Here is a 12,539-nt window from a genome sequence, read left to right as displayed (position 1 = left end):
ATAGATGTGAAATTGATAGTGTTATGAATAAAAAACTACTTATCCCACTTATTGTTTTTCTTGCGGTAGCTGCAGCTTTTTTAGTTCAGTTAGGACGCAATGCACAAGGTGATGATCCCAAAGCGTTGGAATCTGCTCTTGTGGGGAAACCTGTGCCACAGAAAATATTAACGGATTTATTGGAAAATAAAACGTACGGTAATGAAATTTTCCAACAAGGTAAACCGGTTCTCTTAAATGTGTGGGCGACTTGGTGTCCAACTTGTTATGCAGAGCATCAATACTTGAATCAATTGGCTAAACAGGGCGTAACAATCATTGGTATCGACTATAAAGATGAATCACCAAAAGCTGTAAAATGGCTAAAAGATTTAGGCAATCCTTATAGTCTTGTGCTTAAAGATGAGAAAGGTTCTTTTGCATTAGATTTAGGCGTTTATGGCGCACCGGAAACATTCATTGTAGATGGCAAAGGTGTGATTCATTATCGCTTAGCGGGTGATGTGAATGAACGCGTTTGGAATGAGACTTTAAAACCGATTTATGACAAACTCGCGGAGAAACCATAATGAGAAAATCATGGCTTTTTTTGACCGCACTTTTTATGAGCGTCTCTGCGACTGCCGCAATTGATGCGCTAAATTTTGCTTCACCAGAGCAAGAAAAGGATTATCATCAATTAACGCAAGAGCTTCGTTGTCCTCAATGTCAAAATAATAATATTGCAGATTCGAATGCAACTATTGCTGTAGATATGCGTGGCAAAGTATTTGAATTGTTACAAGAAGGCAAAAAACGAAGTGAAGTCGTCGATTATATGATTCAACGTTATGGCAATTTTGTGACCTATGATCCACCAATGACGACGTCAACAATCGTATTATGGATTGCCCCAATTTTGTTAGTGTTGATTGGCATTTTATTTGTATTTAAACGTAAATCAAAAAAAACAAGTACGGTTAATTCCGACGCGATTTTAGATGATGAAGAGAATGCGCGTTTATCGGTTTTACTCAAAGAAAAGGATAAATAATGAATTTTGCATTAAGTATTATTGCGCTCACTTTAGTCGTAGCATTGATTTGTTTTTATCCATTGTTGCGTTCAGTTAAAGCGAAAGAAGATAAAAAGCGTGATGAGTTAAATAAAGCATTGTATTTTTCTCGCTTAAAAGAGATTGAGCAAGATAATCAGCAAGGCTTAGTCGAGAATGTTGAACAACTCAAACAAGAATTACAAAAAACATTATTAGAAGATATTCCTCAACAAGAGAGCCAAACCATCGATAAAAATGCCAAAAATTACGGTAAGTTGTGGTTTGTTTCTGGTTTATTAGGTTTGGCCATTATTGCAGGCGGGACTTATTTCCCTTTGGGATCTTGGAAAGCTGAAGATATGATGGAAAAAACATTGGCAAAATTACCTTATTTCTTTGAACGAATCAAAGAAGAAGACACAAATCCAATGACAGATGCAGAGATGCAGCAATTTTCTACCGCACTTCGTTTGGATTTACAAAAAACTCCAAAGGATGCTAAAAAATGGTGGTTGCTCGGTCAGGTAGGGATGAATTTAGGTAATGGAAAATTAGCCTTTGATAGTTACCAACAAGCGAATAAACTTGAGCCGGATAATTTAGATTATAAGCTTTCTTATGCGCGTATGTTAATGTCTTCTGAAGATCAAACAGATAAACTCAAAGGTAACCAGCTTTTACGTGATGTTATTCGTCAAGATCATTCGAATCCTGAAGCCTTAAGTTTACTTGCTTTCAGTTATTTTGAAGGGGAAGATTATAAAATGGCGGCAGTAACCTGGGCGATGATGTTACGTTTATTGGAGCCAGATGATCCTCGTGTGCCAATGCTTGAGAAAAGTATTCGTGCAGCACGTGATGCACTCGCTTTACAGGAAGAAGAAAAAGCGAAGAGTGTCACACCGGAGAAATAATGAAGCCTCAATTATTAGGTTTTCACCATATTGCGATTATTGCTTCGAACTACGCACGTTCGAAGCATTTTTATATGGAGATTTTAGGCGCTAAACAGCTAAATGAAACTTATCGGGCAGAAAGGGATAGCTATAAATTGGATTTAAGTTTTCCCGATGGGAGTCAAATAGAATTGTTTTCTTTTCCAAATCCGCCATTAAGAGTAACCACTCCAGAGGCTTGTGGTTTGCGACATTTAGCATTAAAAGTCGAAAATATTGATGAATATGTTGCTTATCTTTTGGAAAATAGCATTGATTGTGAAGCAATTCGAGTTGATGAATTAACGGGAATGAAGTACACTTTCTTCCGAGACCCAGATTATTTACCCATCGAATTATACGAAAATAATTATTAACGTAGAAAATCAAATTATTATGAGTCATATTAAGAAAAAAATTGGGATTTACTCTTTTTGTGTTTTAGCATCATCAGTTGTTTTAGCCGAAGGTAGTAGTGTTGTATATGCAACAAAAGCGAAGACACCTGAAAATTATGTTTCTGAAATTAATATTTCTGAAACGGTGAAATATATTGATGGAAAAGGACAAAGAAGTTTAGATCCTAAATCTGAAAAAGATATGGAAGAGCTGGCCAACAGTGTTGAATTTGAAGTATATAAATTTAACGAAGTTGCGGCATCTAAAACAACGTTTCTGTCACCCGCGGGAATCTGTAGTGGTTTTAAAAGCACAGATGGTGTAGATGTAACAAATTCTAGTAATTATTACATTAAGCCAAATGATGCCAGTGAATATTATGGAAGCGTGTTAGGGGCGACAATTTATAAACAGGGCGAAACAAAAACTTCGCAGTATGTGCCTGTTTATGCAATAAAGAATGCCAATGTAGCGAAATACATTGAAAATAACGAAGATCCGAATGTTAGAAGAAAAGCGAACGAACGGATCAAAGAAGGCAGAGAAACACTTAATAAAGTGGTTTGTAACAAAAGGTAAAATTTATGAAAAAATTGATCTCTATTGCAGCGTTAGCTGTTTTAACTGCGTGTACTGCACCTCAGGAAGCTTCAAGTATTGGTAATGGCGCAGCTGAGTATGATATGAATGCTGTACAAGATTATAATGCTCGAGTAACAAGTGGTAATACTGTTACAGCTCGAGAAAAAGCGAGAGTCGCACAAAGAGATAGTGTTCCAAATGAAGTGAATGCAAGCGATCATCGTCCAAAAATGACAGGCTATTCTCGTTATCCAGTGGCTATTATGCCGGCATTCGGTTATTGCCATCATTGCTGGTAATTAAATAAAGAAAAAATAACCGCGCTTGAAAAAGTGCGGTTATTTTTTTGCTTGTTTATAAGCCTAAAATCGATTTTACAAAAGGAATCGTCAGATTTCGTTTTGCTTGTAGTGAGGCTTCATCGAGTTTCACTAATGCTTCTTTTAGTGTCGCCATATCACGATCTAAACGCGTGAATATAAAATTGACAGTATCATCTGAAAGTATGATACCTCGTTGATGGGCATTCTGTTTCAATACTGCAAATTTTTGTTCATCGCTGAGTGGAATCAATTGATAACTTTCTCCCCATTTTAAGCGAGAAGCAAGATCCGGTAATTTAACGGGTAGGGCAGTTGGAGATTGATCTGAACTGACAACTAATAAGGTTTTACCATTAGCCTTAATGCGATTAAAAAGATCAAATAAGGCAATTTCCCATTCTGAATTTCCAATAATTGTTTGCAAATCGTCTAAGCAAACCAGTTCTTGTTGTTCTAAATTCTCAAAAACCGCCGTGGAAAAATATTGTGATTTACTCAGTGGGACATAGATGGCACTTCGTTGTTGCTGAATATATTCATTACAAAGTGCGCGCAAAAGATGGGTTTTCCCAACGCTTTGGCTGCCCCAAAGGTAGAAGAATTGTTGTTGTAAATCAGTCATGTTTTGACGTAAAGAATTAAGCAATAATGCATTATTATCGCTATAAAAATTCTCAAGCGTTTTATCATCAATTTGATGAATAGGTAAAGAAAGTTGCTGATTCACGGATTAACGAGTTGATTTAAAATAAAAAAGAAAGGGCTAAATTTTCATTTAACCCTTTTGTTTGGGAGGTTTTATTCTACTTCATTTTTTGCTTTTGGCAAAATCAAGTTCAGCACAATGGCAACGATGGCACAAAGGCTAATTCCTTTTAGGGAAACAACATCGCCTACGTTGACAAACATATTACCGATACCGAAGGTCATAACTACCGAAATGATACAAAGGTTGCGAGGTTCAGTTACATCTACTTTGCCTTTAATTAAGGTACTCATCCCGACAACAGCAATCGAGCCGAATACCAACATCATGATGCCACCCATTACGATGGTTGGAATAGTAGAAAGGAATGCGCCTACTTTACCACAGAAGGAAATTGCAATTGCCCATACCGCTGCCCAGGTCATAATGTTTGGATTGAAGTTGCGAGTTAGCATTACAGCCCCTGTTACTTCTGCATAAGTGGTATTTGGAGGACCTCCTACTAATGACGCTGCAGCCGTTGCGACACCGTCGCCTAATAAGGTGCGATGTAAGCCTGGTTTTTTAAGGAAATCTTTACCTGTTACAGAACTGATTGCCATAATACCACCCACGTGTTCAACAGCTGGTGCGATAGCAATTGGTAGCATATAAAGAATCGCTTCTAAATTAAATTCTGGTTTGGTTAATTCAGGTAATTCAAACCATTTTGCATCTAAAACTGGTTGGAAGTTAATTAATCCTAGGAATAAACAAACCACATAGCCAGCAACGATACCAAACATAATTGGAATCAGTTTCATCATGCCTTTGGCAAATACCGCAACAGAAAGGGTTGTGACTAGGGTGATCATAGAAACCAATACAGAATGCTCATAGCTATATGCACTGTTTTTACCTAATGCCATATCCACAGCAACGGGGGCAAGTCCCATACCAATAATGATAATTACGGGACCCACAACAACAGGCGGGAAGATTCGTTCGAGCGCAGCACTACCACGCAATTTTACTAAAGTTGATAGTGCGAAATAGACGAAGCCTGCACAAGCAAGTCCACCCATTGTGATTGGAATGCCCCAAGTTTGTACGCCATATTGAATAGGCGCAATAAAGGCAAAAGAGGAGGCTAAGAAAATAGGAACCTGTTTACCGGTACAAAGTTGGAAAAGTAGTGTACCGATACCGGCTGTGAGAAGGGCTGTATTAGAATTTAATCCGGTGATTAAGGGAACTAATACTAAGGCGCCGAAGGCCACAAATAACATCTGTAAACCGACAAACGCTTGTTTGCCCATGCTTTGCACCTCAACAGGTGCGGTTGTAGTTTGATTACTCATTTAGTTTCAACTCTCGGTTTGAATTAACTGAAAGTGCGGTCGGTTTTAATGCTTTTTTAGCTTTTGTGTTTTCACGCACGGAAAAAAGACGGCCATAAATGCCGTCTTATTAAAAGGGAATTATTTCGTCCCAAAAATCTTATCGCCTGCATCACCCAAGCCTGGAATGATGTAGCCTTGTTCATTTAAGTGATCATCAATCGATGCACAATAAAGTTCGATATCCGGATGTGCTTTTTCTAATGCTTTGATTCCTTCAGGTGCCGCAACTAATACTAATACTTTGATGTGTTGGCAACCTTTTGCTTTTAATAAATCAATTGTGGAGATCATTGAACCACCGGTTGCGAGCATTGGATCCACAACGATAGCTAAACGTTCTTCTAAATCACTCGCAAGTTTTTGGAAATAAGGAACGGGTTCAAGGGTTTCTTCATTACGATAAATCCCGACTACACTGATGCGAGCACTAGGAACATGTTCTAACACGCCATCCATCATGCCAAGGCCAGCACGTAAAATTGGCACAACAGTAACTTTTTTACCTTTGATACGTTCAATTTCAACAGGACCATTCCAGCCTTCAATAATCACTTTTTCTGTTTCAAGATCGGCAGTGGCTTCATAGGTAAGTAAGCTACCCACTTCAGTTGCAAGTTCACGGAATTTTTTGGTATCAATATCAGCTTCGCGCATCACGCCTAATTTATGTTTAACTAGCGGATGTTTAACTTCAACAAGTTTCATCTTTTTTCTCCCTTTTAAAAAACAAATCGAAGAATTCTATATCAGAAATATTGAATTTCCTAGTGTTTTTATTATGACAGTTCGGTATAAAAACAGGGATAAAATTGACCGCACTTTGCTATTAAATACATCCACCACAGCTCCCACATCGCCAATCTTCCTTATTCACCGCTTGATAGAATGCACGCATGATTTCTTCTTCTAAGGGGATATTGTGCTCAATAAAAACATCCGAAAGCCAATCGATGTTTTCCACAATCCAATCATCTTCCATTAAGCCTTCTCGATAAAGCTCATCCTCGGGATCCATAAAATTATAAATATTATTTGTTCCCATATCTTTATCACGGCGTTCAAGTGGCAGTACCACAGGTAAACTAAGATAAGTAATGTCCCAATGACCTAGACATAGCGTATTGCCCTTTGATGACCAACTAGCGTTGAATGGATTGTCACTCATGTTGAAATGTTATAAGAAAAGTTGAAAAGTATGGAAAGTATAGATCTAAAGACAAATTTAATCATACTTAAAAGAAGGTAAATGATTTGATGGAGATCAAAGTAGAGTCAGAAAATTTAACGAATTTTTCACAAATAAAAAGCGGCCAATTACTTAGCCGCTTTTGTACGATAATAAATTTAGTTACGCTGCTTTTTTCGGTTTAAAGAAAATCATCGTAAAGATTTGCCAGAAGAAGGCTAGTGCACCGAAGATGAATACCACGTCGCCACCGAAACGAACCCAGCGTAGGGTATCGAATAATGGTTGTTGCATAAATTCTTCACTACGTGCATACCATAAGCCTTCAGAGATACTTGCATAACCTTGAATAATACCGATTGGTAATAAGCTTGATACGATCATTAATACTAAACCGCCATTTAATAACCAGAAGCCCCATTTCATTAACTTATCGTTAAATGGTGTATCCGGACGTAAATAACGAGCGATTAAGAATACGAAGCCTAGTGCTAAGAAGCCATACACACCGAATAATGCGGCGTGAGCATGAACAGCAGTCGTGTTCAAGCCTTGGATATAGTAAAGCGAAATTGGTGGATTGATTAAGAAACCAAATACGCCAGCACCTAACATATTCCAGAACGCTACAGCTACGAAGCAGTAAAGAGGCCATTTTAAACGGTCCATCCAAGGTGTTTTTTGTTGCATTGCCCAGTGTTCCCAAGCTTCATGACCTAATAACACTAATGGAACCACTTCAAGCGCAGAGAATGATGCACCTACTGCGATAATTGGAGTGGTTGCACCTGCGAAGTATAAGTGGTGGAAAGTACCAGGGATACCACCGATTAAGAATAACGCCGCTTCAGTAATGGTTGCCACAGTTGCAGTACGACGTGAAACTAAACCTAAACTTACAAAAATGAATGAGAGTGCCGCTACAGAGAATACTTCAAAGAAGCCTTCTACCCATAGGTGAACTACCCACCAACGCCAGTATTCCATCACAGAAATGTGAGTGTGCTCGCCATAGAATAATGCTGGGCCATAGAATAAACCGATCGCAATTACTGAGGCGAAGAATAATGCCAATAAGTTTTTATCACCAGGTTGTTTGAATGCATTCACTGTGCCGCGAAGCATTAAGACTAACCAGAATAAGATGCCTGCGAATTTCACTGCTTGCCAGAAACGACCTAAGTCAATGAATTCATAGCCTTGGTGGCCGAACATAAAGCTCCATTCTTCAGGGAGAATATGAGCAATTGCTAAGTAGCTACCAGTGAATGAACCAACGACTAATACCACTAATGCCCAGTAGAGAACATCCACACCCAATTTTTGGAATTTCGGATCTTTACCGCCATTAATGATTGGTGCAAGGAATAAACCACCGGCTAAGAATGCCATTGCAATCCAGAATAAGGCAGCTTGAATATGCCATGTACGCACTAATGAATATGGGAAGTATTGAGAAATATCAATACCATAGAATTCCTGACCCTCAACCGTATAGTGTGCTACAACCGCACCTAATGTGACTTGCAATACGAAAAGAGCAAGCACAGTAAAGAGGTATTTACCTAACGCACGTTGAGAAGGAGTAAGTTGTAATTTGGTGAGTGGATCGAACTCAGGCATTGGTGGTTCTTTTTCATCTTCACGTTTTTTGAATGACCAAATCCATACAACAAAACCAATACCTGCAATGAGGAATACCACACTCGCAATAGACCAAATCACGTTTTCTGGTGTTGGTACGTTATTAATTAACGGTTCATGTGGCCAGTTGTTGGTGTAACTTGCGTGAGTGTTTGGACGTTCAGCTGATGCAGTCCATGCTGTCCAGAAGAAGAATTTTGCTAAGTCTTTACGCGCTTGTAAATCAGGAAGAGTATTATCCTTCATCGCAAAGTGTTCACGAGTCACTTTGGTTGCAGGATCATCACCGTATAAAGAGATGTAGTATTGTGCTGTTTTTTCCATTGCCGCTAAACGGGTGTTTGAAAGGACAACGGTACCGTTTTCAACTTTGCTACCACGATATTCTTTGGTTAGACGCGCTTTTAATAACGTTTGTTGTTCATCATTTAAATCAGCGAAGTTTTTACCAAATTCTTGATTCGCTGTAATATCCAACCAGTTAGTTAATTCACGGTGAAGCCAATCTGCCGTCCAGTCAGGTGCTTGGTATGCACCGTGCCCCCAAACCGACCCCACTTGCATACCGCCAGTAGTTTGCCAAGCTGTTTGACCATGTAAAATATCATCGTGAGTAATCACTTTTTCGCCAGATTCAGAAACATATTGTTGCGGAATCGGTGGTGCTTCACGATAAACTTCGAACCCATAGTAACCGAGGATGGAGAAAGCTCCAATCAATACGGCGACTAATAGGTACCAGAACTTTTTATACTGTCCCATTTTATCACTCCTAGATTATTAGAAAATATCACTTCCTGATGATTAAATGCTGTAGATAATCATCAGATCCTAGATTCTACGCCAAGTAGAATACCTGAGCAATTATATATGGTATGTTTTTCCCAAATTACCTAAAATTGAGTAATTTAATAAGGTAATAGGAATGCTGGGCGAAAGATAATGTGTTTCTCTGGCGATGAATGGTGTTATTAAGTTTAAAAGGAAAGGATAGAGGCTAAGGAAAAATCAAGCAGATTATAAAAAAGACTGAGCTTTACGATGGTAAAGCTCAGAATAGAAGGTATTAATTGTAAGAAAATATTTTATTTAAAGACTAGAGAATGATGCTGCCAATTAATGCAATAATAAAACCTACGACACCGATTGAAGTTTCTAGTAATGTCCATGTTTTTAAAGTCGTTTTTGTATCCATTTCTAAGAAACGACTGATTAGCCAGAAACCTGAGTCATTTACATGAGAAAGCACTGTTGCACCTGATGCAATAGCGATCACAATAAAGCAAAGATCAAATTGACTTAAGTCAGTTGCCGCAGCAATAGTAGGAGAAATTAGTGCAGCAGCAGTGGTTAAAGCAACGGTTGCAGAACCTTGTGCGACACGCATTACCATGGCGATAACGAAAGCGGCAACAATGATTGGCATTCCGGTATTGGAAAGCATCGTAGATAACACATCACCAATACCACTGGCACGTAATACACCACCAAACATACCGCCTGCACCAGTAACGAGTACGATAGAACAGATAGGACCTAAGGCATTATCACAAATTTTTTCAATTTGTTCATAACTACGTTGGTCTTTTAGTAACAGAATTGCGACGATTAAGGTGATTAACAGTGCAACAGGCGTTTTACCAATTAAGCGAAGTGCTTCAACCCAAGTTTGTGAGCCATCAATGACTTTGGCTACGCTTAATGTATTTAATCCCGTGTCTAATAAGATCAATAAAATTGGGAGTAATAATATTGTTATTACACGGGCAAAGCTCGGTGGATTTTGTACCGATGTTTCACTGATTGCAGTGGCATTTAAGAATGCTTTTGGTAAATCTATATGAACCTTTTTACTAATTAATAGGCTAAATAAATAAGTACCGATATACCATGTTGGAATTGCACAAATTAAGCCAACAATCACCAATAAACCGATATTCACACCTAATAAATCACCAGATGCTACCGGACCGGGATGCGGAGGTAAAAAGGCATGCATTACAGCAAATGCACCAGCAACAGGGAAGGCATAACGTAAAACAGAGCCACCAAAACCTTTAGCGACACTAAAGACGATAGGTAACATCACGACGAGACCTGCATCAAAGAAAATTGGGAAGCCAAAAAGTAATGCAGCAATACCTAATGCAAAGGGGGCTTTTTTCTCCCCAAATTTGTTGATTAGTGAATCTGCAAGGACTTTAGCTCCGCCAGTAATTTCAAGAAGTCGACCAATCATTGCGCCTAAACCTACCAATAAGGCAACTGCTGCAAGCGTGTTACCAAATCCACTGAGCAAGGTTGGCAAGATCTTATCTACCGGAATCTGAGCAGCGAGTGCGGTAAGTAAACTCACAATAATTAATGCCACAAAAGCATGAACTTTGAATTTAATAATGAGTAAAAGTAGCAATAAGATTGCTACGATCATAATTGCAATGAGCATGGTTGTTCTCCGAATTGAATTGTTACCCGTAACATACGCTTGATTTAACATTTGGTAAACGATTACTTTTTAAAATTGTGATCTCATTCACATTATTTTTATCTTTAAAAGTGCGGTTAATTATGGCGACGAATTTATTTTGTGATCTGGATCACAAAACAAAATGTTACCAGTAACATTTTGTTTGTAATTAGAGTATGGTAAATGAAAATTTGAAGAGGTGTATGATGAGTCATAAACAAGAAAATATGGGAAAAAGTTTTATTCTAATGGGCGTATCAAGTACGGGTAAAACCTCCGTAGGAACAGAGGTGGCTCACCGTTTAGGAATAAAATTAATTGATGGTGATGATCTTCATCCTAGAGCGAATATCATTAAAATGGGAGAGGGACATCCGTTAAATGATGAAGATCGCGCACCTTGGTTGGAGCGTATTCGTGATGCAGCATTTAGTTTAGAACGAAAAAGTGAAGTGGGGATCATTATTTGTTCAGCACTAAAGAAAAAATATCGCGATCTCATCCGTGAAGGGAATGGAAATGTGAAATTCTTATTTTTAGAAGGCTCTTTTGAACTGGTACTTGAGCGCATGAAACAGCGTAAAGGACATTATATGAAAACCGATATGCTAAAAAGTCAGTTTGAGACGTTAGAAGTGCCAGGTCAAGACGAATCAGATGTTATTCATGTGGATATTTCTGGTAGCTTTGAGCAAGTGGTTGAACGTTGTGTAGAGGCATTAAAACCACTGATCTAAAATAAAAGAAGTGCGGTCAAAATGTGAGTATTTTTTTGATCGCACAGCTTATATGCTTTCGCCTAAATGGATTTTAAATCCCAGATCAATTATTTTTTCTTTTAGTGGCTCGTTATTCAGTCTCGCTAATAATTCTTGTGCGGCAAGTTTTCCAATTTCTAAACGAGGAGTCATAACCGTTGCGAGCTGAGGCGAGACCGAAAAGCCTACGTCATGTCCATGGAACCCTGCAATTGCAATCTGTTTAGGCACAGCAATACCTAAGCGCTGACATTCAAATAATGCACCAATTGCTAAGTCATCATTTGTACAAAATATGCCGTTTGTTTCTGGGCGTTCTTCTAAAATTTTACGTAGCTGCTTTCCACCCAAGGTGAAAGAAGAGGCGGCTTCAGTAATCAAACTATAAGGTTCTAACCCATACTTTTTCATGGCTTGTTCATAACCTTGCATTTTTAATTGGGTTCGTTTATCCATTCTTGCCGTGAAATAGACGATATTTTTATAACCACGTTGAATCATGGTTTCTACCATAGTTTGTGCCGCAGCAACGTTATCAAAACCAATAACTTGTTGAATGCCTGCTTGTGAGCTATCCATGATTTCAATGACTGGAATATTGGCGATTTCAATCATTTTAAGCGTACGCAAAGAGTGGTAGTTTTCCGATAAAATTAACCCATCCACATTGTAAGAAAGTAAACTTTCAATACGTTCTTCTTCTTTTTTGACACTATATCCATAGTGCGCAAGCATCGTCTGATAACCTGCAATATCGGCAACTTGCTCAATGCCTTTTAATACATCGGCAAACACATGATTAGTTAAAGAAGGGAGTAACACACCAATTGCTTTACTCTTTGCATTAGACAAAATTTCCGGTGCACGATTAGGGATATAACCAAACTGTTCAATGGCGGCAGCAATACGTTGTTGGGTATCTTTTGCAACAGAATCAGGATTGCGTAAATAACGGCTTACCGTCATTTTAGTCATTCCAAGATGGTCGGCAATATCTTGTAAAGTAGGGCGTTTTTGTTTCATTGAAATGAGTAATTATGAATATTTTGTACGAAAGTATAACAAAAAACATTTAATTTTTTGACCGCACTTTCTATCAAAAATAAATTAATTTTGAGTAA

General features: G+C 38.3%; 14 protein-coding genes. 7 read left to right on the top strand and 7 right to left on the bottom strand.

Going from position 1 to position 12,539, the window contains the following annotated elements; genetic code table 11:
* Nucleotides 1–23: 23 nt before the first annotated feature.
* The 6 genes from ADA56_RS03980 to ADA56_RS03955 are packed head-to-tail and all read left to right on the top strand — an operon-like array spanning nt 24 to nt 3,251.
* On the top strand, nt 24–569 hold the full coding sequence (locus ADA56_RS03980; protein WP_049369395.1) for a DsbE family thiol:disulfide interchange protein: 546 nt from the start codon (nt 24–26) through the stop codon (nt 567–569).
* Nucleotides 569–1,033 (top strand): cytochrome c-type biogenesis protein, encoded by a 465-nt coding sequence (locus ADA56_RS03975; RefSeq protein WP_049369393.1) that lies wholly within the window; start codon nt 569–571, stop codon nt 1,031–1,033. Before ADA56_RS03980 ends, ADA56_RS03975 begins: the two co-directional genes overlap by 1 nt.
* Nucleotides 1,033–1,950, top strand: a complete 918-nt coding sequence (ccmI, locus tag ADA56_RS03970) for a c-type cytochrome biogenesis protein CcmI (RefSeq protein WP_049369391.1) — start codon at nt 1,033–1,035, stop codon at nt 1,948–1,950. The genes ADA56_RS03975 and ccmI overlap by 1 nt, the downstream gene beginning before the upstream one ends.
* On the top strand, nt 1,950–2,348 hold the full coding sequence (locus ADA56_RS03965) for a VOC family protein (protein WP_049369390.1): 399 nt from the start codon (nt 1,950–1,952) through the stop codon (nt 2,346–2,348). The genes ccmI and ADA56_RS03965 overlap by 1 nt, the downstream gene beginning before the upstream one ends.
* A gap of 19 nt (nt 2,349–2,367) precedes the next feature.
* Nucleotides 2,368–2,949, top strand: a complete 582-nt coding sequence (locus ADA56_RS03960) for a hypothetical protein (RefSeq protein ID WP_049369388.1) — start codon at nt 2,368–2,370, stop codon at nt 2,947–2,949.
* A gap of 5 nt (nt 2,950–2,954) precedes the next feature.
* Nucleotides 2,955–3,251 carry a hypothetical protein gene (locus tag ADA56_RS03955; RefSeq protein WP_049369386.1) on the top strand — a complete coding sequence of 99 codons (297 nt, stop codon included), beginning with the start codon at nt 2,955–2,957 and terminating at the stop codon, nt 3,249–3,251.
* A 55-nt stretch (nt 3,252–3,306) separates the two neighbouring features.
* Here ADA56_RS03955 and hda read toward each other — a convergent pair whose 3' ends face one another.
* The 6 genes from hda to ADA56_RS03925 form a co-directional block, all read right to left on the bottom strand.
* On the bottom strand, nt 3,307–4,002 hold the full coding sequence (hda, locus tag ADA56_RS03950; RefSeq protein WP_049369384.1) for a DnaA regulatory inactivator Hda: 696 nt from the start codon (nt 4,000–4,002) through the stop codon (nt 3,307–3,309).
* Between the two features lie 71 nt (nt 4,003–4,073).
* Complete coding sequence (locus tag ADA56_RS03945; protein ID WP_049369382.1) at nt 4,074–5,321, bottom strand: nucleobase:cation symporter-2 family protein; 1,248 nt, start codon at nt 5,319–5,321, stop codon at nt 4,074–4,076.
* Between the two features lie 120 nt (nt 5,322–5,441).
* Nucleotides 5,442–6,068, bottom strand: a complete 627-nt coding sequence (upp, locus tag ADA56_RS03940) for a uracil phosphoribosyltransferase (RefSeq protein WP_005695610.1) — start codon at nt 6,066–6,068, stop codon at nt 5,442–5,444.
* A 121-nt stretch (nt 6,069–6,189) separates the two neighbouring features.
* On the bottom strand, nt 6,190–6,528 hold the full coding sequence (locus ADA56_RS03935) for a hypothetical protein (protein WP_049369380.1): 339 nt from the start codon (nt 6,526–6,528) through the stop codon (nt 6,190–6,192).
* A gap of 183 nt (nt 6,529–6,711) precedes the next feature.
* On the bottom strand, nt 6,712–8,955 hold the full coding sequence (locus ADA56_RS03930) for a nitric-oxide reductase large subunit (RefSeq protein WP_049369378.1): 2,244 nt from the start codon (nt 8,953–8,955) through the stop codon (nt 6,712–6,714).
* A 334-nt stretch (nt 8,956–9,289) separates the two neighbouring features.
* Nucleotides 9,290–10,639 (bottom strand): GntP family permease, encoded by a 1,350-nt coding sequence (locus ADA56_RS03925; protein ID WP_049369377.1) that lies wholly within the window; start codon nt 10,637–10,639, stop codon nt 9,290–9,292.
* Nucleotides 10,640–10,866: 227 nt separating this feature from the next.
* Between ADA56_RS03925 and ADA56_RS03920 the strand changes: the two genes are divergently transcribed.
* Nucleotides 10,867–11,397, top strand: a complete 531-nt coding sequence (locus tag ADA56_RS03920) for a gluconokinase (protein WP_239658988.1) — start codon at nt 10,867–10,869, stop codon at nt 11,395–11,397.
* Between the two features lie 48 nt (nt 11,398–11,445).
* On the opposite strand, the gene gntR is transcribed toward ADA56_RS03920, so the two are convergent.
* Nucleotides 11,446–12,441: a gluconate operon transcriptional repressor GntR gene (gntR, locus tag ADA56_RS03915; protein WP_049369375.1), complete on the bottom strand. Its 996-nt coding sequence runs from the start codon at nt 12,439–12,441 to the stop codon at nt 11,446–11,448.
* Nucleotides 12,442–12,539 lie beyond the last annotated feature (98 nt).

It is taken from the genome of Parahaemophilus parainfluenzae (genome assembly GCF_001055095.1).
GTDB lineage: Bacteria > Pseudomonadota > Gammaproteobacteria > Enterobacterales > Pasteurellaceae > Haemophilus_D > Haemophilus_D parainfluenzae_Z.
The sequence above is the reverse complement of the archived record's forward strand: the minus strand, read 5'-3'. Positions and strand labels throughout refer to the sequence as shown.